General features: G+C 69.7%; 30 protein-coding genes. 15 read left to right on the top strand and 15 right to left on the bottom strand.

Annotation, left to right across the window (positions count from 1 at the left end):
• Positions 1–30: 30 nt before the first annotated feature.
• The 5 genes from CVV72_RS24330 to CVV72_RS24310 all read right to left on the bottom strand — a co-directional run bounded on the left by CVV72_RS24330 (position 31) and on the right by CVV72_RS24310 (position 4,660).
• The gene (locus tag CVV72_RS24330; protein ID WP_219145959.1) at positions 31–249 is read right to left on the bottom strand and encodes an acyl-CoA carboxylase subunit epsilon; all 219 of its coding nucleotides are present in this window, start codon (positions 247–249) and stop codon (positions 31–33) included.
• Positions 246–1,883, bottom strand: a complete 1,638-nt coding sequence (locus CVV72_RS24325) for an acyl-CoA carboxylase subunit beta (RefSeq protein ID WP_219145958.1) — start codon at positions 1,881–1,883, stop codon at positions 246–248. Before CVV72_RS24325 ends, CVV72_RS24330 begins: the two co-directional genes overlap by 4 nt.
• Positions 1,884–2,007: 124 nt before the next feature.
• Positions 2,008–2,673: a response regulator transcription factor gene (locus tag CVV72_RS24320; protein WP_125680156.1), complete on the bottom strand. Its 666-nt coding sequence runs from the start codon at positions 2,671–2,673 to the stop codon at positions 2,008–2,010.
• On the bottom strand, positions 2,670–3,821 hold the full coding sequence (locus CVV72_RS24315) for a sensor histidine kinase (RefSeq protein ID WP_219145957.1): 1,152 nt from the start codon (positions 3,819–3,821) through the stop codon (positions 2,670–2,672). Before CVV72_RS24315 ends, CVV72_RS24320 begins: the two co-directional genes overlap by 4 nt.
• Positions 3,822–3,889: 68 nt before the next feature.
• Positions 3,890–4,660, bottom strand: a complete 771-nt coding sequence (locus tag CVV72_RS24310; protein ID WP_219145956.1) for an NAD(P)H-dependent oxidoreductase — start codon at positions 4,658–4,660, stop codon at positions 3,890–3,892.
• A gap of 43 nt (positions 4,661–4,703) precedes the next feature.
• Between CVV72_RS24310 and CVV72_RS24305 the strand changes: the two genes are divergently transcribed.
• The 5 genes from CVV72_RS24305 to CVV72_RS24285 are packed head-to-tail and all read left to right on the top strand — an operon-like array spanning position 4,704 to position 9,041.
• A complete protein-coding gene (locus CVV72_RS24305; protein WP_219145955.1) occupies positions 4,704–5,714 on the top strand; it encodes a GlxA family transcriptional regulator in 1,011 nt (336 codons plus the stop codon).
• A gap of 52 nt (positions 5,715–5,766) precedes the next feature.
• Entirely contained in the window at positions 5,767–6,465 is a 699-nt protein-coding gene (locus CVV72_RS24300) for a lysoplasmalogenase family protein (protein WP_219145954.1), read from the top strand.
• Positions 6,466–6,524: 59 nt separating this feature from the next.
• Positions 6,525–6,842, top strand: a complete 318-nt coding sequence (locus tag CVV72_RS24295; protein WP_219154090.1) for a helix-turn-helix transcriptional regulator — start codon at positions 6,525–6,527, stop codon at positions 6,840–6,842.
• The gene (locus CVV72_RS24290; RefSeq protein WP_219145953.1) at positions 6,839–7,276 is read left to right on the top strand and encodes an SRPBCC family protein; all 438 of its coding nucleotides are present in this window, start codon (positions 6,839–6,841) and stop codon (positions 7,274–7,276) included. The genes CVV72_RS24295 and CVV72_RS24290 overlap by 4 nt, the downstream gene beginning before the upstream one ends.
• Before the next feature lie 4 nt (positions 7,277–7,280).
• Positions 7,281–9,041 (top strand): S9 family peptidase, encoded by a 1,761-nt coding sequence (locus tag CVV72_RS24285; protein ID WP_219145952.1) that lies wholly within the window; start codon positions 7,281–7,283, stop codon positions 9,039–9,041.
• Here CVV72_RS24285 and CVV72_RS24280 read toward each other — a convergent pair.
• From CVV72_RS24280 to CVV72_RS24260, 5 genes are all read right to left on the bottom strand, one after another.
• A complete protein-coding gene (locus CVV72_RS24280; RefSeq protein ID WP_219145951.1) occupies positions 9,038–9,463 on the bottom strand; it encodes a VOC family protein in 426 nt (141 codons plus the stop codon). The genes CVV72_RS24285 and CVV72_RS24280 overlap by 4 nt on opposite strands.
• A 57-nt stretch (positions 9,464–9,520) precedes the next feature.
• Positions 9,521–10,144: a LysE family transporter gene (locus CVV72_RS24275; RefSeq protein ID WP_219145950.1), complete on the bottom strand. Its 624-nt coding sequence runs from the start codon at positions 10,142–10,144 to the stop codon at positions 9,521–9,523.
• A 168-nt stretch (positions 10,145–10,312) separates the two neighbouring features.
• Positions 10,313–10,648 (bottom strand): thioredoxin, encoded by a 336-nt coding sequence (trxA, locus tag CVV72_RS24270; protein WP_219145949.1) that lies wholly within the window; start codon positions 10,646–10,648, stop codon positions 10,313–10,315.
• A gap of 15 nt (positions 10,649–10,663) precedes the next feature.
• Positions 10,664–11,044: a MerR family transcriptional regulator gene (locus CVV72_RS24265; RefSeq protein ID WP_219145948.1), complete on the bottom strand. Its 381-nt coding sequence runs from the start codon at positions 11,042–11,044 to the stop codon at positions 10,664–10,666.
• A 42-nt stretch (positions 11,045–11,086) separates the two neighbouring features.
• Positions 11,087–11,482 (bottom strand): nitroreductase/quinone reductase family protein, encoded by a 396-nt coding sequence (locus tag CVV72_RS24260; protein ID WP_219145947.1) that lies wholly within the window; start codon positions 11,480–11,482, stop codon positions 11,087–11,089.
• 27 nt (positions 11,483–11,509) lie between these two features.
• Here CVV72_RS24260 and CVV72_RS24255 point away from each other — a divergent pair, with 27 nt between their 5' ends.
• Together CVV72_RS24255 and CVV72_RS24250 are read left to right on the top strand one after the other, a co-directional pair.
• Positions 11,510–12,340: an alpha/beta fold hydrolase gene (locus CVV72_RS24255; RefSeq protein WP_219145946.1), complete on the top strand. Its 831-nt coding sequence runs from the start codon at positions 11,510–11,512 to the stop codon at positions 12,338–12,340.
• A complete protein-coding gene (locus CVV72_RS24250; protein ID WP_255632242.1) occupies positions 12,319–12,912 on the top strand; it encodes a histidine phosphatase family protein in 594 nt (197 codons plus the stop codon). Before CVV72_RS24255 ends, CVV72_RS24250 begins: the two co-directional genes overlap by 22 nt.
• On the opposite strand, the gene CVV72_RS24245 is transcribed toward CVV72_RS24250, so the two are convergent.
• Positions 12,873–13,343: a hypothetical protein gene (locus CVV72_RS24245; RefSeq protein ID WP_219145945.1), complete on the bottom strand. Its 471-nt coding sequence runs from the start codon at positions 13,341–13,343 to the stop codon at positions 12,873–12,875. The two genes, CVV72_RS24250 and CVV72_RS24245, sit on opposite strands and share 40 nt — an antisense overlap.
• Positions 13,344–13,392: 49 nt before the next feature.
• Positions 13,393–14,508 (bottom strand): C40 family peptidase, encoded by a 1,116-nt coding sequence (locus CVV72_RS24240; protein ID WP_219145944.1) that lies wholly within the window; start codon positions 14,506–14,508, stop codon positions 13,393–13,395.
• Between the two features lie 80 nt (positions 14,509–14,588).
• On the opposite strand from CVV72_RS24240, the gene CVV72_RS24235 reads away from it, so the two are divergent.
• The 5 genes from CVV72_RS24235 to CVV72_RS24215 all read left to right on the top strand — a co-directional run bounded on the left by CVV72_RS24235 (position 14,589) and on the right by CVV72_RS24215 (position 18,289).
• A complete protein-coding gene (locus tag CVV72_RS24235) occupies positions 14,589–15,413 on the top strand; it encodes a biotin--[acetyl-CoA-carboxylase] ligase (RefSeq protein ID WP_219145943.1) in 825 nt (274 codons plus the stop codon).
• Between the two features lie 97 nt (positions 15,414–15,510).
• Positions 15,511–16,092, top strand: a complete 582-nt coding sequence (locus tag CVV72_RS24230; RefSeq protein WP_219145942.1) for a PH domain-containing protein — start codon at positions 15,511–15,513, stop codon at positions 16,090–16,092.
• Positions 16,092–17,024 (top strand): hydroxymethylglutaryl-CoA lyase, encoded by a 933-nt coding sequence (locus CVV72_RS24225; protein ID WP_219145941.1) that lies wholly within the window; start codon positions 16,092–16,094, stop codon positions 17,022–17,024. The genes CVV72_RS24230 and CVV72_RS24225 overlap by 1 nt, the downstream gene beginning before the upstream one ends.
• A gap of 192 nt (positions 17,025–17,216) precedes the next feature.
• A complete protein-coding gene (locus CVV72_RS24220; protein ID WP_219145940.1) occupies positions 17,217–18,017 on the top strand; it encodes a TNT domain-containing protein in 801 nt (266 codons plus the stop codon).
• A complete protein-coding gene (locus tag CVV72_RS24215) occupies positions 18,014–18,289 on the top strand; it encodes a hypothetical protein (RefSeq protein ID WP_037316053.1) in 276 nt (91 codons plus the stop codon). Before CVV72_RS24220 ends, CVV72_RS24215 begins: the two co-directional genes overlap by 4 nt.
• 103 nt (positions 18,290–18,392) lie before the next feature.
• Here the strand turns inward: CVV72_RS24215 and hisN are convergent, their stop codons facing one another.
• Positions 18,393–19,181 carry a histidinol-phosphatase gene (gene hisN / locus CVV72_RS24210; protein ID WP_370641972.1) on the bottom strand — a complete coding sequence of 263 codons (789 nt, stop codon included), beginning with the start codon at positions 19,179–19,181 and terminating at the stop codon, positions 18,393–18,395.
• 39 nt (positions 19,182–19,220) lie between these two features.
• Here hisN and CVV72_RS24205 point away from each other — a divergent pair, with 39 nt between their 5' ends.
• The 3 genes from CVV72_RS24205 (at position 19,221) to CVV72_RS24195 (ending at position 21,786) form a co-directional block, all read left to right on the top strand.
• Positions 19,221–19,925 carry a response regulator transcription factor gene (locus CVV72_RS24205; RefSeq protein ID WP_034304815.1) on the top strand — a complete coding sequence of 235 codons (705 nt, stop codon included), beginning with the start codon at positions 19,221–19,223 and terminating at the stop codon, positions 19,923–19,925.
• Between the two features lies 1 nt (position 19,926).
• A complete protein-coding gene (locus tag CVV72_RS24200) occupies positions 19,927–21,210 on the top strand; it encodes an ATP-binding protein (RefSeq protein ID WP_219145938.1) in 1,284 nt (427 codons plus the stop codon).
• Between the two features lie 63 nt (positions 21,211–21,273).
• Entirely contained in the window at positions 21,274–21,786 is a 513-nt protein-coding gene (locus CVV72_RS24195; RefSeq protein ID WP_255632241.1) for a hypothetical protein, read from the top strand.
• On the opposite strand, the gene CVV72_RS24190 is transcribed toward CVV72_RS24195, so the two are convergent.
• Together CVV72_RS24190 and CVV72_RS24185 are read right to left on the bottom strand one after the other, a co-directional pair.
• The gene (locus tag CVV72_RS24190) at positions 21,764–22,177 is read right to left on the bottom strand and encodes a hypothetical protein (protein WP_219145937.1); all 414 of its coding nucleotides are present in this window, start codon (positions 22,175–22,177) and stop codon (positions 21,764–21,766) included. The two genes, CVV72_RS24195 and CVV72_RS24190, sit on opposite strands and share 23 nt — an antisense overlap.
• A 4-nt stretch (positions 22,178–22,181) precedes the next feature.
• Positions 22,182–22,814 (bottom strand): response regulator transcription factor, encoded by a 633-nt coding sequence (locus CVV72_RS24185; RefSeq protein WP_219145936.1) that lies wholly within the window; start codon positions 22,812–22,814, stop codon positions 22,182–22,184.
• Between the last annotated feature and the right edge of the window lie 13 nt (positions 22,815–22,827).

Genomic DNA, 22,827 nt, shown 5'->3' with positions numbered 1-22,827 from the left:
GATCCGTCACGATAACCCGCGAAGCCGCTTTCAGCGAGGGAGCGCCGAAGCGCGCCAAGCCCCTTCACCGGGCGCCAGCGGAGCCCGCACGAGCGAAGCCTTGTCCGCCCACCACGAATCCCGATTGGGGGCCGGCTCCGGCGCCCGCGCGCTGGCCGCCGCCGCGACGACGACGGTCAGCGCGGCGAGTTCGGCGTCGTCCGGGTTGCCCCGGACGACGCGCAGCAGCGGGGTCTCGGGCGCGGTCACAGCGGGATGTTCCCGTGCTTCTTGGGCGGCAGCGTCTCTCGTTTGCCTTGGAGCAGCGAGAGCGCCTTCGCGATATGGCCGCGGGTGTGCGCGGGCACGATCACCGAGTCGACGTAGCCGCGTTCGGCCGCCGCGTACGGGTTCAGGAGGGTGTCTTCGTATTCCTGGATCAGCTCGGCGCGCAGGGCGTCGACGTCCTTGCCGTCGGCGGCGGCCGCGGCGAGGGTCTTGCGGTGCACGATGTTCGCCGCGCCCTGCGCGCCCATGACCGCGACCTGCGCGGTCGGCCAGGCCAGGTTGATGTCCGCGCCGAGGTGCTTGGACCCCATGACGTCGTACGCGCCGCCGTAGGCCTTGCGGGTGATGACGGTGACGAGCGGGACGGTCGCTTCGGCGTAGGCGTAGATCAGCTTCGCGCCGCGCCGGATGATGCCGTTCCATTCCTGGTCGGTGCCGGGCAGGAAGCCGGGGACGTCGACAAAGGTCAGCACCGGGATGTTGAACGCGTCGCAGGTGCGTACGAACCGCGCGGCCTTCTCGGACGCGTCGATGTCGAGGCAGCCGGCGAACTGGGTCGGCTGGTTCGCCACGATGCCGACGCTGCGTCCGTCCACCCGGCCGAAGCCGACCAGGATGTTGGGCGCGAACAGCTCGTGGACCTCGAGGAAGTCGCCGTCGTCGACGATGCGGGTGATGACCTCGTGCATGTCGTAGGGCTGGTTCGGCGAGTCCGGGATGAGGGTGTCGAGTTCGCGGTCGGATTCGGTGACGTCGTCGAAGAATCCTCCCGGTGCCGAGTCGGTCTCGAAGACCGGGGCCTCGGACAGGTTGTTCGCCGGGAGGAACGAGAGCAGTTCCTTGACGTAGGCGATCGCGTCCTCGTCGTCGGAACCGAGGTAGTGCGCGTTCCCCGAACGGGTGTTGTGCGTGCGCCCGCCGCCGAGTTCTTCGAAGGAGACCTCTTCACCGGTCACGGTCTTCACCACGTCGGGGCCGGTGATGAACATGTGCGAGGTCTTGTCGACCATCACCACGAAGTCGGTCAGCGCCGGCGAGTAGACGTGCCCGCCCGCGTTGGCGCCCATGATCAGCGAGATCTGCGGGATGACGCCGGACGCCTTGACGTTGCGGTTGAAGATCTCGCCGTACAGCCCGAGCGAGACGACGCCTTCCTGGATCCGCGCGCCGCCGCCCTCGTTGATGCCGATGATCGGGCGGCCGGTCTTGATCGCCAGGTCCATCACCTTGACGATCTTCTCGCCGTACACCTCACCGAGTGAACCGCCGAAGACCGTGACGTCCTGGCTGAACACGCACACCGGACGCCCGTCGACGGTGCCGTAGCCGGTGACGACGCCGTCGCCGTAGGGCCGGTTCTTCTCCTGGCCGAAGTTGACCGAGCGGTGCTTCGCCAGCTCGTCGAGTTCGACGAACGAGCCCTCGTCGAGGAGCAGGTCGATCCGCTCGCGAGCGGTCTTCTTGCCCTTGGCGTGCTGTTTCTCCACCGCCCTCGCGGAACCCGCGTGGACCGCCTCGTCATATCGGCGGTACAGGTCGGCCAGCTTGCCGGCCGTGGTGTGGATGTCCGGTTCGTCCTCGGGCGGCGTCCCGAGCGGCTCCGTCGCACTGCTCATGAATCGGCAGCCTAGCTACTCGACGGTCACTTCGCGTGTGGCGTAGGCAACGTCCGCGGGGCTCGGCGTGACCGGATGGACGACACGCGTGATCCGACGGACGACACGCGTGACCGGGCGGACATCACTGGACGGAGGCGCGCACCAGGCCGGATTCGTAGGCCGCGATCACGAGCTGCGCCCGGTCCCGCGCCGCGAGTTTGTGCAGGAGGTGGCCGATATGCGTCTTCACCGTCGCCAGCCCGAGGTGCAGCGTTCCGGCGATCTCGTCGTTCGATAGCCCGCGCGCGATCAGGCTCAGGACCTCGCGTTCGCGGGTGGTGATGTTGTCCAGCGACGCCGCGACGCGCTGCCCGGGTTCGGGCAGCCGCGCGAATTCGGCGATGAGCCTTCGCGTGATCGACGGGGCGAGCAGTCCTTCGCCCGCCGCGACGACCCGGATCGCCGTCAGCAGCTCGGCGGGCGGGGTGTCCTTCAGCAGGAATCCGCTCGCGCCCGCGCGCAGCGCCGAATAGACGTAGGCGTCGAGGTCGAAGGTCGTCAGCATCAGCACGTGGACGCCTTCGGTGGTGGCCGACGCACAGATCCGCCGGGTCGCTTCGATCCCGTCCAGCTCGGGCATGCGGACGTCCATCAGCACGACGTCGGGGCGCTCCTTCTCGGCGAGTTCCGCGGCCTCCGCGCCGTCGCTCGCCTCCCCGACGACTTCGAGGTCCGGCGCGCTGTCGACGAGCACGCGGAAGCTGCCGCGCAGCAACGCCTGGTCGTCGGCGATCAGTACGCGGATCATCGTGTCCCCATTTCCTTGGCGGCGTACGGCAGCCGAGCGAACACCCGGAATCCCCCTGCGGGCAGCGGGCCCGCTTCGAAGTCACCACCGTAGACGGCGACGCGTTCGCGCATGCCGATCAAACCGTGCCCGCCGGACGTCGGCGGCGAGCCTTCGCCGCGCCCGTCGTCGACGATTTCGACGCTGACCTCGCCGGGGCCTTCGGTGATCGTGACCCGGCAGGCCGACGGTCCCGCGTGCTTCACGACGTTGGTCACCGCCTCCTGGGTGATGCGGTAGACCGAAAGCGCGACACCTTCGGGCAGGTCGTCCACCCCTTCGCCGGTCAGTTCCACGCGCACCCCGGCCTGTCCGGCGCGTTCGGCGAGGGTCCGCAGGTCGGCGAGTTTCGGCGCGGGGCCGAGCGCGGCCTCGGGCGTGCCGTCGCCGGAACGGAGGACGCCGAGCATCCGCCGGAGTTCGACGAGCGTCTCGCGGCTGGTCAGCTCGATGACCCGCAACGCTTCGCGTGCTTCTTCGGGTTGTTCCCGCGCGACGTGGTTGCCGACGGCCGCCTTGACCGCGATCAGGCTCATGCTGTGCGCGACGACGTCGTGCATCTCACGCGCGATGCGCAGCCGTTCGTCGGAAACCGCCTGATCGGCTTGGGTTTCCGCGAGCTGCGCCAGATTCGCGCGCCGCTGCCGCGTCATCCAGCCCAGCGCCCACGAGCCCGCTACGCCGCCGCCCGCGAAGGCCGTCGACGCGATCGTGTTCGGCCCGAGCCGCAGGAACTCGAAGATCATGACGACGACCAGGCCGAGACCCATCGCGATCAGCGAGCGGGCGCGCGGATGTTCCAGCGCCACGGTGTACAGGGCGCACGCCGTGGCCAGGAGCGCGGCCGGGCCCAGCCCGTTGCCGGCGACCAGTGCCGGGACCAGGCTGCCGAGGCCGAGGCCGTACGCGACCAGTGGCCGGTGGCGCCGCAGCGCGATCGCGATCCCGCTGGCGGCGACCGTCGCCCAGGCGAGCCACATCGGGATGGCGACGAGGAACGTCCAGGTCCTCGCGGCCAGGTTCCCGCCGACGGCCACGACGAGCACCAGCGCGAGGAGCGCGTCGATCGTGTACGCCACCCGTTGGGGGAGCGCCGACGGCTGTTTCATACGGCGAACTTAACCGGATGCGCGGTGTGCGCGCGTCCGTCCGGCGAAGGTCATCCCCAGGGTGGAGATCATCGAGCCAGATGGACGCCGAGTCCGTTCTGTCCGGGGGCGAGGTCGTCACGCAGGATCAGATCGTCGTCGTAGTCGCCCCCGTTCTGGGGACGGAACGGGATCGGGTCCTGAGTGGCCAGTGTTCGCAGTCGTGCGCGCAGCGATGCGGCGGCGGCTTCGAACTGCTCCGGTGAGAAGCGGTCGGCACCGCAGATCGTCAGCGGGGGAAGGACGGACATGCCCGCGTACCAGAGTGTCCCGTGCTGCAACGGGAACAGCAGATCGCCGATATCGCCGTTCACCCCGCGCGGGCCGATGGTGGCCTCCGGCGCCCCGGCGGTCAGCACGACCATGGCGCGTTTCCCGGCCAGCGCTCCTTCGCCGTAGCGCGCCGTCCGGCCGTCGGGACGCTGGACACCGTAGGCGAAACCCTTGACGAAGACGCGGTCGAACCAGCCCTTGAGGATGGCGGGCATTCCGTACCACCACAGCGGGAATTGGATGATCACGACGTCCGCCCACGCCAGTTTTTCGTGCTCGGCGCGGATGTCCTCGCCGAGTTCGCCGGTCTCGAAGGCGTTCTTCGACGTCGAGCCGACGACGAGCCGGTCCGGGGAAGCGGCGCGGCCGAAGTCGTCGGCGTCGACGACGGGCTTCCATTTCATCGCGTACAGATCGGATTCCCGGACGCCGGCGCCCTGCGCGCGAAGGGCACGCAATCCCTCGTCGCGCAGCGAGCCACCGAGGGAGCGGGGTTCCGGATGGGCGAAGATCCACAGCACGTTCATGGTTCCACCGTCGCGCGTTCTTCCGGCCGAGACGAGTGGCCCGATGGACAACATGTGCAAGAATCGAGCCATGGGCTTCTTCACGCATCCAGGCCGCCATCGGGTCGCCGTGCTGGTCCGGCACGGAATGCTGGTGATGGAGCTGGGCATCGTCACCCGGCTGTTCGGCACGGCCAAGTCGGCCGACGGCGAGCCGCTCTACGAAGTCGTCACCTGTACGCCGGAGCCAGGGCAGATCCGGACCGACGCCGACGTCACGATCTCGGTCGGGCTCGGCCCGGAGGTGCTGGCCGAGGCCGACACCGTCGTCATCCCGGCGTCGTCCACCGAATACGAACCGTCGGGGCACGACCTCACCGAGCCGCTCGCGCGGGCGCTGGAGCTGATCCGGCCGGAAGCCAGGATCGCGTCGATCTGCACGGGTGCCTTCGTGCTCGCCGCCGCCGGCCTGCTCGACGGCCGGAGGGCGACCACGCACTGGCGTTCGGCGCTGGATTTCCAGGCGAAGTTCCCGAAGGTCGACCTCGATCCCAACGTGCTCTACACCGACGACGGGAACGTCCTGACCGCGGCGGGCGTCGCGTCCGGGATCGACCTCTGCCTGCACATGATCCGCTGTGATCACGGTGCCGCGATCGCGAACGAGGTCGCGCGCGGCACGGTCGTCTCGCCGCATCGCGAGGGCGGACAGGCGCAGTTCATCCGGCGGCCGGTGCCGGAGCCGCAGTCCTCCTCGACCGCGGCGGCACGGGCCTGGGCGCTCGAGAACCTGGGCCGGCCGCTGACTCTGCGCGAGTTGGCGGCGAAAGAGGCGATGAGCACGAGGACGTTCACACGGCGGTTCCGCGACGAAGTCGGGATTTCGGCGTTGCAGTGGCTCACCCAGCAGCGGATCGAACGGGCCCGTCAGCTGCTCGAAGAGACCGATCTGCCGGTGGACAAGGTCGCCACCGAAGCGGGTTTCGGCACCGCCGCGTCGCTGCGCCAGCATCTGCAGGCGGCGTTGGGGGTCTCGCCGAGCGCGTACCGGAACACCTTCCGCGAAGCTGTCTGAATATAGCTGACCTCCTGGTAACTTACCCAGAAATAAGTTCCGGAGGTGGTCAGTGAAGGCCCTCAAGCTCGCCGAACGGGTGCTGTTCGCCGGCGCCGCGATCGGCACGGTGTACTCCGCGAGGACAGGCAATCGGAAGTTGCAACTCGCGACCAAACCGGCCGCGGTCCCGGTGCTCGCCGCCAGGGTCGCGCGTTCGCGGGGGCTCGCGCCGGGGGAGAAGGGCCTGCTCGTCGCCGCGTTGATCGCGGCGGGCGCGGGCGACCACTTCATGGGCCGCTCCGACGAGGACGGCCAGCTGATCAAGGGCGCGACATCGTTCGGTCTCATGCAGGTGCTGTACTCCGCGCTGTTGTGGCGTCGCGGTGCCCGCCCGCGCGCGGCGACCGCGCCGCCCAGGCTGGCGGCGTGGGCGGCGGCCGCGGTCGCGATGGCGTTGCCGAAGCCCTCTCCGGTCTCTTCGGTGCTTTCGGTCTACGGGGGGCTGCTGAGTACGACGTCGACCCTTGCGGCCGACCCGGCGCTGGCGCCGAAGGCCAAGGTCTCGGGCGGGATGGTGATCCCGTCGGGTGACCGCCGCACCTGGATCGCCGCCGGCGCGCTGCTGTTCTCCGCGTCGGATCTGGCGATCCTGATCCGGCGCGACTTCGTCACCAGCGAGCGGGCGCGGGCCAATCTCGAAACCTTCGTGCTGACTTCGTACCTCGCGTCGCAGTGGCTGCTCGTCGAAGGTATGACCGCGGAAAGTTAAGCATCCACTTGACTATCATTCGGCGTGAGCGGATAGTTAAGCGTGTGCCTAACCAACGCATGGACCAGGTGTTCAAGGCGCTTTCCGACGGAACGCGCCGCGAAATGATCGAGCGTCTCACCCGGGGACCCGCCTCGGTGGGGGAGCTCGCGCAGCCGTTGTCGATGTCGCTACCCGCCGTGATGCAGCACCTCCAGGTGCTGGAGGCCAGCGGGCTCGTCCGGTCGGAGAAGGCGGGACGCGTCCGCACCTGCCACCTCGAACCGGACGGGCTGCGGATGGCCGAGGACTGGCTCGGCGGGCAGCGCACCGGCTGGGAACACCGGCTCGATCGCCTTGGCGGCCATCTGGACACCGACGAAGGGAAACGGTCATGACCGTCAAACACGCCACTTTCACCCTCGAGCGCGTCTACCCCGTGGCGCCGGAACGCGTTTTCGCCGCTTGGTCGGATCCGGCCGCGAAAGCCGGGTGGATCACCGCGCCCGGTGGCGGGCACTCCCTGGACTTCCGGGTCGGCGGCCGTGAGGTCGTCAGCGGCCCCGCCGACGGCAAGCGGCTGGTCTTCGAAGCCCGCTACGAGGACATCGCGGAAAACGAGCGGATCGTCTACGCGGGGACGCTTTCCGCGGACGACGTCCTGGCGACCGTGTCGATCACGACGATCCTGCTCGAAGCGGCGGAAGGCGGCACCCGGCTGACGGTGACCGAGCAGGGCACCTTCCTCGACGGCCACGAGGAACCGAGCTGGCGGGAGCAGGGCACGGGTGACTGGCTCGACGCACTGGGGAAGACATTGTCGGCAGGATGAACACATGCTGACCGCTGAGCTGATCGTAGACAGCCGTGTCCCCTCGAACCCCGCGCTTTCCCCGGATGGACGGTGGATCGCCTACCAGGTCGCGACCATCGCACGGGGTGTCCCGGAAATCTGGCTGGCGGCCGTGGACGGAGAGGAAGAGCCGCGGAAGCTGGCCGAAGGGTCCTCGCCGCGGTGGTCGCCGGATTCCCTCTACTTCCTCCGGAACGGGCTGATCCACACGGAGGACGGGCCGCTGTTCCCCTGGCGGAGCGAGATCACCGCGTTCCTCCCGATGCGAGAGCGCGTCGTGTTCATCGCCGAAGACGAGACGGCCCCTCCGGCCGTCTGGGTCTGGAGTGAAAGCCTCCGCCCGGCGCGGTTGCGGAGCTTCGACCCGCGCACCGGTGAGATCACGACGCTGATCGGGGACCACGTGGTCGACGTCGCCCGCCGCCCGGACGACGGGGCGCTCGCCGTCGTCACCTGGCCGACGCCCGAGCTCGACCCCGGTGGCCTCGAACCCCGGCTTTCCTTGCTGGACCTGGAAACCGGTGAGCGGCGTGCTCTCGGCCGGGCCCCGGTCGAAGCCTGCAGCCCGGTCTGGTGGCGGGGCGGCGACGGCTGGCACGTCACGTATCTCGCGACACCCGAAATAACCGGCGGTTGGGCGGTCTTCGACGTGCCGGTGGAAACAGGGGAACATCGCAACCTGACACCGGCATCGGCCTGTCCGATCAGGCTCGCGCAGGTCGATTCCGGTGCGCCGCTGGTGCTCGTGGCCGACGGTCTCGACACGGCCCTGCATCGGCTCGGCGAAGGCGAAGTGTCGTTGTGGCGCGGGCACGCGGACGCGATCTCTTCGAACGGCGAGACCGTGGCCGTCGTGCTGAGTACCGCCCATCGTCCGAAAGATGTCCACTGTGGACCCGTCGGCGGCCGGCTGGAACGGGTGAGCGATACGGCGCCGGAGTTGGCCGATATTCCCTGGGGGCCGCAAGAACGCTTGTCCTACAAAGCTTCGGATGGTCTGACGCTGGACGGACTGCTCGTCCTCCCGCCGGGAAAGACCCGGGAGGACGGGCCGTTCTCGCTGCTCGTCATGCCGCATGGCGGACCGTACGACCGGTACGCGGACGGCTTCATGCTGGGCTGGTACCCGTCGGCGCGGTGGCTGGCCGCGGCGGGACACGCCGTCTTCCTGCCGAATCCCCGTGGGGGACAAGGTCATGGGCACGAATTCGCCGCCTCCGTCGCGGGACGGGTAGGGCTGGAGGAATGGAGCGATCTCGAGACCGGGATCGATCTCCTCATCGCGGAAGGAGTGGCCGATCCGGAGCGGCTCGGGATCGCGGGCTGGAGTCACGGCGGATACCTGACGGCCTGGGCCGTCGGGCAGACCCACCGGTTCAAGACGGCGCTGATGGGGGCCGGGATCTGCGACTGGGGAATGCTCGCCGCGACCGGTGAATTCGGCCCCTTGGAAGCCGGCCTCGGCGGAAGTACCGGCTGGGAAGGGGCAGGCCCGCACCGGCACGATCAGCTCAGCCCGATCTCCTTCGCGTCGAAGATCGAGACCCCCGTGCTGATCGTGCACGGTGCGGACGACACCAACGTCCCGTTGTCCCAGGCGGAATTCTTCCATCGCGCGCTACGGCACTTCGGCGTCGACCACGACCTCGTCGTGTATCCCGGAGAAGGGCACAGGATCTCCGAACGGGAACACCAGTTGGATCTGCTCCGCCGCACCCGCGAGTGGTTCGCGCGGTTGCTCTAGCTTTGCGGTTCGCCGGGTACGTACGTGCCGAAAGTCCATTCGTAGCCTTCGAGGTCGTCGACGCGGCAGCGGTAGTTGCCCCATTCGGTGTTCACCGGTTCCCAGACCGTCGTCGCGCCGGCTTCGAGGGCGGAGGCGAATACGGCGTCCACGGCTTCCTGCGACGGAAGGCTCACGTAGAGGCCGTGGCCGACGGTTTCGCCCTTGCGTGCCGGGCGGTCGTAGTCCTCCTCCGCGCTGAACACGATGATCCGGACTTCGCCGAGCCGCAGTTCGGAGTGCAGGATCAGGCCTTTGTCGTCGGGGTACTCCGTGGTGGTCTCGAAGCCGAAGGCGCGTTCGAGCCAGCGGAGGGCCTTGGGAGCGTCGTTGTAAGCGAGGTAGGAGTGGAGGGCGGCGGTGCGTTCCTGGGTTTCGGTCATGGGCACAGCCTCGCAACCGATGCGGACAACCACGGTCCTCGATTCCCGCCGGATTCTTCACCAGAGCAACCGCAGACCGAGCACGGTGATGAGCGCGCTCGACGCCAGCGCCGTCACCAGCCGTCCCCGGCGGCCGGTCAACGCTTTGCCGAGTACGGCGCCGCCACCCGCGAGGAACAATTGCCAGCTGGCCGAAGCCGCGAACGCCGCGGCCACGAAGACCACGTGTTCCGCTCCGCTCGCCGCGGCCATGTCCTCGCTGCCGAGTACGAGCGCCGCGAAGTAGACCACCGTCGTCGGGTTCAACAGCGTGATCCCGAGCAGGCTCGCGTAGGCCTTCACTGGCCCGATCGTGACCGGCTGCGTGACCTCGGCTTTCGCGGAGTCGCGGAAGTTCCGGATCCCGGTGAGTCCGATGTGGACGGCCAGCGCGAGCAGCACCACGACCGATGTCCAGCGCAGTGGTACGGCGATCGGCTCGATGACGGGGATGAGCCTGCCGCCGCCGAGAACCGCGACCAGCGCGTACAACCCGTCGGCCGTGGCGACGCCGAGCGCGGCGTACGCGCCGATCTTGAGCCCCGATCTCGCCGTCAACACCACCAGATAGGTCGCGACCGCGCCCACCGGGATGGCGATGCCATACCCGGCGAGCAGGCCCGCGACGAGCGCGGCGCTCACGGCCGGACTGGTGTCGTCCTCCGCCAGGACCCGGCCTGCTGCTGCACCCGCACCCGTCGGACGACGGAGGACGGGGTCAGGAAGGCGAGGGTCGAAGTCATGGGAGAAGGATGCGAACGGACGGCCCCTCGCGCAACACAATTACGCCCGGTTCGCCGGCCTTGCCGCTCACGAGAGGGCGGGTTGCAGGGCGGCGTCCAGATCGGCCAGCAGCTTGGCCTTCGGCCGGGCTCCGACGGTCGTCCACACTGGACTGCCGCCCCGGAAAAGGATCAGCGTCGGTAGCGACATGACCTGATAATTCCGTGCCGTGAGCGGGTTTTCGTCCGAGTTGAGCTTGCGGATGAGCAGCGAACCGGCGCGTTCCTCGGCGATCTCCTCGAGCACCGGCGCGATCATGTGGCAGGGCGGGCACCATTGCGCCCAGAAGTCCACCAGGACAGGCGTGTCCTGATCCAGGACGAACTCTTGGAAGGTTTCGTCGGTGACGACGGACAGGGACATTCAGGCCTCCTCGTTTCACGGCGCGACGACGCACGGTCCCGGTGGCGTTTTCAGCGCGCCCGCCAGCTTGGTCAGCAGGCTTTCCCGTACGTCGTTGAGCCGGGCCAGACAGGCGTCCACCTCGGCGAGTTTGCGTTGGTAGACCTCGATCGAATCGGCGCACGAGTCACCGGTCTCGTGCCCGGCGCGCAGGCACTCGACGAACGGCCTGGTGTCTTCGAGGCTGAGACCGACCGCTTGCAGCGTCAGGATCTCGTTCACCAGGCGATAGTCGTCCTCGTCGTACTCCCGGTAGCCGTTCGACGCGCGCCGTGCGTCGAGAAGCCCCTGTGACTCATAGAAACGCAGCGCGCGGGTGGTGGTTCCGGTGCGCGCGGCGAGTTCGCCGATCCGCATGGAGCCGAGCGTAAACCTTGCCCTTGGCGTCAAGGCAAACGTTCAGTCGTCGAGATCGACCCGGATGGTGAGGAGGTCCGTGCCGATCGCCCGCACGGCCGCGCTGTTGACCGTGGGCAGGGTCTTCAGCCGGGCGCGGGGGTCGTCTTCGGGGAGCAGGCGCGCCGTACCGGTGTGCCACCGGCCCTTGAGCCGGACCCGGACCCGCGGATCGGCCTGGATGTTGCGGACGTACTGCGATTTCTCGCCGAACTCCGAGACGATCCAGAAGGAGCGGCCCACCCGGCGGCCACCGATCGGCGTCCGCCGGGGCTCTCCGGACTTGCGGCCGGTGGTCTCCAGGATCGGCTGGGCGGGAAGACGGACGAGGATCGGGTTGCCGACGTGGCGTTGAAAGGTGGTGGCCACGCGGTGCTTGATCTCGTGATAGCGGGACATGGTTCCAGGGTGCCCTACGCTCGGGCCATGGTGAACGAGTCCGACGTGGAGCTGGGGGACGGGACCACACTGCACACGTACGACACGGGCGGGGCCGGTCCGGTGGTCTTCTGGCACCACGGCACTCCGAACATCGGCGCCCCGCCGGTCCCGCTGTTCGCCGCCGCCGAGCGGCTCGGGCTGCGGTGGGTCTCCTACGACCGGCCCGGTTACGGTGGTTCCTCGCCGCGGCCCGGCCGGGATGTCGCGTCGGCGGCGTCGGACGTCGAGAGGATCGCCGACGCACTGGGGATCGAGCGGTTCGCGGTCTTCGGGCATTCCGGCGGTGGACCGCACGCGTTCGCCTGCGCCGCCCTGTCACCGAAACGGGTGACGGCGATGGTCTGCGTCGCGAGTCTGGCTCCGTACGACGCCAAGGGGCTGGACTGGTTCGCGGGGATGGGCGCGGCGGGAGCCGCCTCCTTGACGGCCGCCGTGGCGGGCCGGGAGGAAAAGGAGCGGTACGAGGCGACCGCCGAGCACGACGCCGAGATGTTCACCCCGGCGGATCACGCGGCCCTGGCGGGTGACTGGAACTGGGTGCTCGACGTGGTCGGTCCCGCGGTCGAGGGCGGGCCCGGCGCGCTGATCGACGACGATCTCGCCTACGTCGCGCCGTGGGGGTTCCAGCCGTCCGACGTGCGGACTCCTGTCCTGCATCTGCACGGTGGCGCGGACCGGATCGTGCCGGTCGCGCACGGCGAATGGCTGACCCGGCAGTGCGCCACGGCCACGTTGCGCGTCTTTCCCGAGGACGGGCACGTCTCGGTCCTCCGTCACGGGGAGGCCGCGCTCGAATGGCTGGCCGAACGCGCGTGAGCTGCGACGTCGTCCTGGTCCGGCACGCCGAGTCCGTTCCGCCTTCGCCGGGAAGGCCCGACGACCCGGAGCGGCCACTGACCGCGGCGGGTGTGGCGGCCGCGGAACTGCTCGCGCACGAGCTTGCCGCGATGAAGCCGACAGCGGTCGTGTCGAGTCCGTACCGGCGAGCGGTCGCGACGGTCGAGCCCGCGGCCAGGAAGGCCGGGCTCGAAGTCACGACCCGCTGGGAGCTACGCGAATGGGACTCCGGCTTGGAGCCGACACCGGACTATGCCGGGCACTACGAGCGCAGCTGGGCGGATCCGGATTTCGCGCGGCCCGGCGCCGAGAGCCTGCGGCAGCTGACGGCACGCGCGATGGCCGCCATCGCTCGGCTCGCGGAGGAGTATGACGGTGGGGTCGTGCTGGTGGGCACTCATGGGACCTTCGTGTCCCGCCTGCTGGCCGGCGTGCGGCCGGGGATCGGCTGGCCGTTCTCCCGGGACATGCCGATGCCCGCCGTCCATCGGCTGCGCTGGCCCCACGAACGCTATCCGGCGCCGAAAGCGGCGCGAAGCGACCTCTCGTAGTCCTGCCGCGAGAACGTCAGGTCACCGATGCTTCGGTAATCCCAGTCCCGGTACGTGTTACGCAGACCCGACCAGGTCACCATGTCCTCGCCGAGCGCGATCTTCGCCACCAACGCCCAGCAGTCGTCGATGCCGCACGTGCACCCCAGCAAGAGGTGCTCGTCATCTTCGACGCCGTGCGGAACGCGATCCGGCGCCCCGCCGAGTAGATGTCCGGCGGAAAGGCGCGTCGAGGGAGCGTAATCCCCGGCGAGCAAAGGGGCGGGCTCCGACGGGCATTCCTCGATGCGCTCCTGTTGTTCCGCGAGCGCGCCGGGAAGTTCGGCTTCGCGTACCAGCTCCAGGAAAGAGACACCGTCGATCAGGAACTGAAGCGACGTTTCCCGCTCGGCCGGTCTCGTGGAGATCCTGCGGAACTCGATCGAACGCATGGGCGCCACGGTATCCGCCGGTGCCGGGGCAACGGGTGTTCTGGCCGGTTCAGGCCGCGGGCCGTCCGGCGCCGGTGTAGTCGTCGCCCTTCGAGTGATACGTGTGGATCTGGACGGCCTGGCCCTCGGTGGGCGCGTTGATCATCAGCCCGTTCCCGAGATACAGCCCGACGTGGTGGATCCGCGTCGCCGGGTTCCCGTAGAACACGAGGTCCCCGAGCTTCGGCTCACCGGGCACCTGCGGCAGCGCCCGGAACTGGCTGTCGGCGGTCCGCGGGAGCGAGATCCCGGCTTCGTCGTAGGACTTCTTGGTCAGCCCGGAGCAGTCGAAGCCCGCCGCGCCCGCCTCGGGACCGTTGCCGCCCCATACGTACGGGAGGCCCAGCTGACCGAGGGCGAACCGGGTCGCCTTCACGGCCGGGCTGGCGGACCGTGCCGGGTCGAGGGACAGGGTCGCGTACAGCTGGGCGTTGCCCAGGACACGCTGGCGGAACAGTTCGGCGTCGTTGCCCTTGCCTCCCTGGTAGCCGGCGATGGCCTTCCACCAGCCGTTGCCGCCGCCGAGGTCGGCTCCGGAAGCGCACAGGGCACGGCCGGCGGCGACCGAGGCGGAGTCCGGATCGGTGAGCGCGGGTTTCGCGATACCGGGGATCGACGCGCCGTGCTTCTTCCACTGCTGCGCCGACAGACCGAGGGGGTTGTCGCCGCCACGCCCGTGGTTCGAGCTCGCCGCGCCGATTCCGGCGAGGGTGACCCAGGACAGGTGGCAGTTCGGCTGCTCGCCGCGCAGTGCCAGCTCGCCGTTCGCGTACCCCATGAGCGACTTCGCCGGGATGTCGAGCGCCCCGGCGAGCTTGTTCGCCCACTCTTCGAGCGGCCGGGCGCCCTTCGGCGTCTCCTGCGCCTTCACCGGTGCGCTGACTTCGAGCACCGACGGGCCAGCGCCGCCGCCGACGGTGGCGGGATCCTGCTTGGCGGCCGGAACGGGAATCGGCTGCCGCCCGTCCGCGGGTGCGGGATCGTTGCCACCCGCGAGCAGCCAGCCCGCCGTCGCGAGCCCCGCGACCAGGGGGAGGGCGACCAGGCCGCGCATCGCCACGCCGTGCGCCCACGACTTCTTCGGGCTGGCTTCGGGCGCGCTCGGGGCCGGGTCGGGCTCAGTCACGCCGTCCAGGTTATTGGAGACCACCTCTGCGTAACGAGCGAACGCCTTGCACGTTAGGGGGACTCTCATATTCTGGACGAATGAGTGAGACGGGAGCGCTCGACGCAGGGCGTCTGGGTGCCACGCTGTCCGGCCGGTACGCCGCGATCCAGGTCGTGGCGAGTACCGGGTCCACCAACGCCGACCTGCGGGAAGCCGCCGCGAAGGGCGCCGAAGACCGCACCGTGCTGATCGCCGAAGAGCAGACGGCCGGTGTCGGCCGCCGCGCGCGGCAGTGGGCCTCGCCGAAGGGATCGGGCCTCTACGTCAGTGTCCTGCTGCGTCCCGGCGGCGTTCCGTTCGCCAATTTGGGTTCACTTTCCGTGGTCGCGGGCCTCGCGGTCCGGGAGGTCGCCGCGGGCCTCGGCGTCGACGCCGTCCTGAAGTGGCCGAACGACGTCCTCGCCGGGCCCGAACGCGCCAAATGCGCGGGCATCCTGGCGGAGGCCGTCGCCGGTGACGACACCACCGTGATCCTCGGCATCGGCCTGAACGTGCTGCCGCTCGGCGAGAACGTCCCGGCCGGGCCCGGCGGCCTGCCCGCGACCTCGCTGGCCGAGCAGGGCGCGACGGAGACCGATCGCGCCGAGATCGCCTCGCGGCTGCTCACCGGTTTCGACGAGCTCGAACGCCGCTGGCGGCTCGCCGGCGGGTCGCTGGCCGAGGCCGGACTGCTCGGGGACTACCGGCGGTACTGCGCCACCCTGGGCCAGGACGTCGAGGTCCAGCTGCCCGACGGTTCGGCGCTGACCGGACGCGCCGCCGACATCGATCCCGCCGGCCAGCTCCAGGTCGACGTTCCCGGTGGTGAGCGGTACACGGTGTTCGCCGGAGACGTCGTCCACGTGCGGCCCGCCAAGGCCTGATCCGTGCGTCTCGTTTTCCGGCGTCTCCTCTTCCGCCGGGACCGTTCGCCGGTACGGTGAGCTCACCAGCGCCGAACACACTTTGGGAGCGTCCGTCGTGGCCTATCCGGACGATTTGCTCAGCGAAAACGAGCACGTCGTGGTGCACAGTCACCCGCATTTCAAGATGCTGATCTTCCCGTTCCTCGCGCTGATCGTCACGCTCGGCGTGGGGATTTGGCTGGCCGTCGTCGCGAAGGACGCGACGGCCCCGTGGGACCTGATCTCCGAGATCGCGATCGCCGCCGTCGGGCTCGGTCTCGTCGTGTGGCTCTTCCTGGCGCCGTTCGTCCGCTGGCGCACGACGCATTTCATCGTGACCACCGACCGGCTGATCGCCCGCGAGGGTGTGCTCAAGCGGACCGGGATCGACATCCCGCTGTCGCGGATCAACAGCGTCCAGTTCGAGCACGGGCTGCTGGACCGCGTGTTCGGCTGCGGCACGCTGGTGATCGAGTCCGCTTCGGACGAACCGCTGAAGTTCGACGACATCCCCAAGGTCGAGCGCGTGCACACGGTCATCTATCGCGAAGTCAACGACAACCCGTACGACGACTTCGCGCCGGGTGCCGCTGCGCCGCAGCAGACCGAACCGCTTCCGCCGCAGGGACACCCGCCGCGCGGAAACCGGCGCCGTTGATGGGCACGCGAGAGCTGGGGCTGCCCGACCGCGTCCCGTCGGCCGCCGCGTTGCCGGAGCGGGTGACGATCTGGGAGGTCGGTCCGCGTGACGGTCTCCAGAACGAGAAGTCGATCGTCCCGGTCGAGGTCAAACTGGAGTTCCTGGACAAGCTCGCCGGCGCCGGGCTGACCACGCTCGAAGCGACCAGTTTCGTGAGCCCGAAATGGGTGCCGCAGCTGGCCGACGCCGAGCAACTCCTGGCCGGGCTCGAAAAGCGTGAAGGCGTCCGGTACCCGGTGCTCGTCCCGAACGAACGCGGGCTGGACAGGGCGCTGGAGGCCGGGGTCTCGCATATCGCGATCTTCGCCAGCGCCACCGAAACCTTCGCCAAGAAGAACCTCAACTCGACGGTGGACGATCAGTTCGCGATGTTCGAGCCGGTCGTCACCAGGGCGCGGGCCGAAGGTCTCGACGTCCGCGGGTACGTGTCGATGTGCTTCGGCGACCCGTGGGAGGGCGCAGTCCCGGCCGAGCAGGTCGCCGGAGTGGGCAGACGGCTCCTCGACCTCGGCTGCTCGCAGCTCTCACTCGGGGACACCATCGGCGTCGCGACCGCGGGCCAGGTCGAGGCGCTGATCGGGCAGTTCGCCGACGTCGGCTCCCTGGCCGTCCATTTCCACGACACCTACGGCCAGGCGCTCGCGAACACCCTGGCCGCCCTCCGCTGCGGTGTGTCCACTGTGGACTCCTCGGCCGGCGGTCTCGGTGGCTGCCCGTACGCCGAATCGGCCACCGGGAACCTCGCCACCGAAGATCTGGTGTGGATGCTCGACGGCCTCGGCGTCGAAACCGGTGTCGACCTCGACGCGCTGGTGGCGACGAGCAAGTGGATGGCCGGGAAACTGGGCAGGCCGAGCCCGTCCCGCGTGGTCAACGCGCTCGCCGGATGAGGTTCGTGGAGGCCGCCGCCGGAAACCGTTGGGGCCGCTGGTGGGAAGAGCCGTCGCCGAAGGTTCTTCCCCGCCTTGCCGCGCTTTCGGGTATCCGCCGACGAGACCGTCGGTCGGCGCTAAGGTCGTAACGCGTCCTGTCCGCTGCCTCCCCCGTTCACCGGTGGGGTCCGATTCCTTGGGGGAGGTGCGGTGACCGATCCGAGCGAGGCCGGAACGGGCCCGATCCGGCTGCCTGCCGAATACGACGCCCCGACCCCGCCGCACGGGACGCGCGCTCCGTACGCGCCCTCGCCGTGGCCGCCCGCGGTGGCGCCGCTGCGAGTGCCGTTCCCGCCCCAGCCGGTCGCTCCGCCACCCATGGGGGCCTTGCGGACCGAGCGGGAGAGCGTGATCGCGCTGTTCCTGGTGCACATGTTCCCCATCGGGCATCTGCCGGTCGCGATGGGGAAACCCGCGCGCCAGCTGCCGCTCCCCGAGGGCGGTTCCGGCCCGCAGGACCATCCCGAAGCGGACGTGCTCGACGACCTGGACGCGTTGTCCCACGTCAGCAGCGGTTTCCGGCGCTCGCCGACGGCTCCGGGCGTCGCGCCCCCGGCGGAGTTGACCAGGGGCCACGATCCGTGGGGCGGAATGTCCCAAGAGGACTGGAAAGCGCGTTTCCTGACCGGGACGGGCTACCTGTGGCCGGACGACGCCGGCCCGGAGAGGCCGGTGATGCTCGAAGCAGGCACCCCTCTCGACCGCTTCGGAGATCAGCACGGCCGGGTGTTCGCCGAGGACGCGACCTTGTTTTCGATGCGTTCGCTGCCGCCCGATCAGGTCACCTCGTACCGGCGTTACCGCGTCGTGCGGGCGCTGCCGGTCTGGCGCTCGGTGACCGCCGGATGGTTCGGCCAGCCCGGCGGCGGGGTGTCCTTCCGCACGGTGCTGGGCGCCGATGAACTCGTCACGCTGGGCTTCCTGGCGGACGTCACGGGGGAGGTTCGGTGAACACGGGGACGATCCTGCGGTGGCTGGCCGCATTGGGTGTGCCGCCCGAAGTGGTGTCGGTCGGCGCGGAGACGGACAACGCGTGGTGCCTCATGCGCACCGAGGAGGAAGGTGCCGAGCCCGCCTGGGAGGTCTTCTGGCGGGAGCAGGGCAACCGGTACGACTGGGCCCGGTTCACCAGCGAACAGGTCGCCTGCCACTACCTCTTCGGACGTCTCGCCTGGTCGCAGGTCGCGCGCGGCGCGGTCGGTCTTCTGCCCGGCGCGCAGTGACCCCGTCTCGGCAGCCGGAGGCACGTCGCGAAAGCCACTTTCGCGACGTCTGATGTCCCGAAAGTGGCTTTCGCGACATGCCGGGTGCGGTGACTCCGCGCGTTCAGCGCTTCAGGATCGCCAAGACCTCGTCGTGCAGCAGACCGTTCGTCGAAAGCGCCGAGCCGTTGTCGTAGCGAGCCTCGCCGTTCAGGTCGCTGAAGCGGCCGCCGGCTTCGGTGATCAGCACCTGGGCCGCGGCGACGTCCCACGGGTTCACGATGCATTCCGCGGTGACGTCGAGCGCGCCCTCGGCGACCAGGCAGTGGTGCCAGAAATCGCCGAAAGCGCGGCTTTCCCAACAGGCGTTCACGAGGTCGAGGTACTTCTCGCGGGAGTGGTACTCCACCCACGAGTTCAGGTCCGTTGTGGACAGATACGCGTCTTCGAGCGACGCGACCTTCGACACCGAGATGCGCCGCTCGCCGGCGGAGTCGCTCATCCAGGCACCGTCGCCGGCCGCGGCCCACCAGCGGCGGCCGAGCAGCGGCGCGCTGATCATCCCCACCACGGGCGTGCCGTCTTCGACCAGCGCGATCAGCGTGGCCCAGACCGGGACACCGCGCAGGAAGTTCTTGGTCCCGTCGATCGGGTCGAGCACCCAGGCGCGGCCGGTCGCCGCGGTGCCGCCGCGTTCCTCGCCGAGTACCGCGTCGTCCGGCCGGTCCGCGGCGAGGATCGCGCGGATGGCGTCTTCGACGGCGGTGTCCGCGTCGGTGACCGGCGTCCGGTCGGGTTTGCGTTCCACGGCCAGGTCGAGCGCGCGGAACCGGGCGGTGGTGATGGCGTCGGCGGCGTCGGCCAGCCGGGTGGCGAGTTCCAGATCATTCTCGTAGCCAGGCACGGTGACGATGGTTTCACGCCCGGCAGTCGTAGAGTTGGCCAGGTGAGCATGGTGCTACTCGCCGAGGACGACCCGGCCATCGCCGATCCGCTTTCCCGCGCACTCCAGCGGGAGGGGTACGACGTGCGGGTCGTCGGCGACGGGCCCGCCGCCCTCGACGCGACCGAGAGCGATCGGGTGGACCTGCTGGTCCTCGATCTCGGCCTGCCCGGGATGGACGGCCTCGAAGTGTGCCGCCGCCTGCGCGCCAGCGGCACCGAGGTGCCCGTGCTGATGCTCACCGCGCGCACCGACGAGGTCGATTTCGTGGTCGGGCTCGACGCCGGCGCCGACGACTACGTCGCCAAGCCGTTCCGGCTGGCCGAACTGCTGGCCCGCATCCGCGCGTTGCTCCGCCGCCGGGCGCCGGACGTGCTCGAAGCCGGGGGAGTGCGGATGGACCTCGGTGCCCGGATGGTCACCGTGGACCTGCACGAGGTGCAGCTGGCGAACAAGGAATTCGAGCTGCTCCGGGTGCTGATGAGCCGCGCGGGCCAGGTGGTCAGCCGCGACGAGATCCTCGCCGAGGTGTGGAACGACCTCGAATCGAAGACCTCGAAGACCCTCGACATGCACATGTCGTGGCTCAGGCGGAAGCTCGCGATCGCGGCCGACGAAGCCGCGGGCAGGGCGGGCAAACCCGGCGGGAACGGCGACGGCGAACGGCGGATCGCCACGGTCCGCGGCGTCGGCTTCCGCTTCAACGCGGAATAGCATGCGCCGGCGCATCCTCCTGGCGATCCTGCTCGCCGTCGCGGTCACCGCGGCGGTGCTGGGCATCCCGCTGGGGATCACCGCGTGGCAACTGGTCGAGAACCTCAACCGGGAGAATCTGGCCTCCTCGGCCCGCGGGATCGCGGCGACACTCGACAACGAGATCGCCGTCGGCCAGCCGATCAATCTCGATCTGCTCCGCGTGGGTGTCCCGCAGGGCGGGTTGCTGACCGTCCGCACCCAGGGGCAGATGGAGAAGCGCTACGGCACCGATCCCGGCCCCGACGTGGTGTCCGAGCGGGCACCGATCGCGTTGCACGGCGAGGTCGAGCTGGCCGTGCCCGCCGGGCCGATGCGCACTCGCCAGACCCAGGTCACCCTGCTGGTGGTGCTGCTGGTCGTGCTGTCGGTGGGCACCGGCACGGTGGTCGCGACGGTGACCGCGCGAAGGCTCGCGAAACCGCTGAGACACGTCGCGGATCGTGCGGTCAAACTCGGTGGCGGCGATTTCCGGCCGGATCCCAAGCGCTATGGCGTCGGCGAACTCGACATGGTCGCCGAGGCACTCGACGCGTCCGGTTCGGCGCTCGCGCAGCTCGTCCAGCGGGAACGCCAGCTCGTCGGCGACGTCTCCCACCAGCTGCGGAGCAGGCTGACCGCGTTGCAGCTGCGGCTCGAACCGCTCACCATCCACGCCGACCAGGACGTCGTCGACGAGGCGAAGGCCGCTCAGGAGCAGGCCGACCGGCTCGCCGAGGCCCTCGACGAGTTGCTGGCCGCCGCACGGGCGGCACGCGAGGTCGGCGCGGAACCGGTGAACCTCCAGGAAGTGCTTCCCGAAGTCTCCGAAGAGTGGCGGCAGCTGCTTCGTGCCGAGGGAAGGCATCTGCGGATCCGCGTCACCGACGGCCTCAGGGCCAGGGCGACGCCGGGCCGGTTGCGCGAGGTCGTCGGCGTCCTGCTCGACAACGCGCTGCGCCACGGCGCGGGAACGGTCACGCTCGCCGCTCGGCGCGGCGACACGGAAGGCACCGTCGTCATCGAGGTCGCCGACACCGGAATGGGTGTGCCCGACGAGCTCGCGCCGCATATCTTCGAACGCGGCTTCTCCGGCGGCGGTTCGACCGGTGTCGGGCTCGCGCTCGCCCGAGCGCTCATCGAGGCCGACGGTGGACGGCTGGAGCTGTCGAGCAAGCAGCCCGCGGTGTTCAGCCTCTTCCTGAAGGTGCCCCGGCCGGGCGACGTGGCCGAGGTGCGCTGGCCTGCCGAGCGGGTCCCGCGTTAAGACCTCCCCAAGGATCTCCCGATCGGGCAATGCCGGGGAAGCGCGCCGACCTACCGTCGGAGGGTGCGTGCGACGGCGTTCCGCTACCACCCGCCGGTGAGTCCGGTGGCCGCGGCGACCCTGGAGATCGGCAAGGTGGCGGTCACCGTGGGCTTGTCCTTCGACGGCGCGCTGTACGCGTGCCGCCGTCCGCCCGGCGTGGTGGAGCGGATGGAGGCGGAAGCCTTGGATCTGCTGTCGAAGGGCCTGTTCGTCAGCGGGATCGACACGCCGGTCGCGACCGTGACCGGGACGGCGGGACACCGGTTCGTCCAGCAGAGCGCCGAATTCCGGCCGCCGGACGCCCGGCTCTACCGGGGCATGTGCGGGGTCGGCGCCAGCCGGAACGGGCTGACCCTGACCGGCATCCTCGGCTACCGCCTCGAAGTCCGCGCGGAGTGGTCCAGACGGGCCGGTGAACGCGGCCCGCCCGAGACGGCCGCCGAATGGTGCGAGTTCTTCGGCGGGCAGCTGTCGTCCATCGGCGGGGTGGTCCTGCGGCGGTGCTCGGTGCTCAGTCTCGGTACTCCGCCGTGACCGTGACGACGAACGCCGCACGCGCGGGCAGGCCGAGACCCGCCCACAGCCCGGTCGGATCGGTTCGCCCGAGTGCCATCCGCGCCTGCTGGTCGCCGACCACCAGGAACTCCGTCCGGAGCAGGATCCGCAGCGAGCGGTCGAGCAGGGTGTGCTCGTCCCGCACCTTGTCCGCCTGCGCGGTGACCAAATAGGACAGTTCACACCGCTGCGCCCGCACGGCGCCGGTTTCCGGGCCGGCGCCGTGCAGGGCGAAGAGGAACAGGTCGACGCTCGACACCCGCGTCTCGGTCTGCCAGCTGGGTTTCGGCGGATCCAGCCGGACCACCGTCCCCTCCGGCAGATGGGGCGCGATGAGCAGGCACAGCGCCTCGTCGACCTGGCTGATCACGGGGTCAGATCAATCCCTCACGCAGTGCGTAAGCCACCGCGTGCGAGCGGTTCCGGAGCTGGAACCGGTTGGTCACGTCGTGCAGGATGCTCTTCACCGTGCGCTGCGAATAGCAGAGCTGGTCGGCGATCTCCTGCGTCGAGAAACCCGACGCGACCAGCTTGAGCACCTCGGTCTCCCGGCTGCTCATGCCACCGAAGTGCAGGCCGCGCGGCTGCAGCACCTGGCGTTGCAGCCGCGAGACCCGGTGCAGCAGCCTGCCGAGCAGGTCGGGCGGCAGCGCGCCTTCCCCGGCCGCGGCCGCCTTGATCAGCCGGACCAGGACGTCGGCGCCCGCCTCGGAACGGCGGGCGACCGCGCAGACGCCGTGTTCGATGGCGCTGAGGATCTCGTTATCGTCGACTTCACCCGCGACGAGCACGATGCGGGTGAATCCTTGGTGGTGCAGTGCGGACAGCAGCTGCGTCATGGCCTCGTCGAGGCGGTCGGTGACCAGGAGGGCCACCATCGTCGGGTCGGCGGCCTCCCCGTCCACCAGCCAGACATCGTCACGGGAGCGGAGCGTCATGCAGACGCCGTTGTGCAAAATCGGATCGGTGGCGCGGACGACCACCGGTGTCCTGTTCGGTTCGAACATGTGATTCCCATTC

Origin of the sequence: Amycolatopsis sp. TNS106 (genome assembly GCF_019330265.1) — a bacterium.
Classification (GTDB): Bacteria; Actinomycetota; Actinomycetes; order Mycobacteriales; family Pseudonocardiaceae; genus Amycolatopsis; species Amycolatopsis lurida.
The sequence above is the reverse complement of the archived record's forward strand: the minus strand, read 5'-3'. Positions and strand labels throughout refer to the sequence as shown.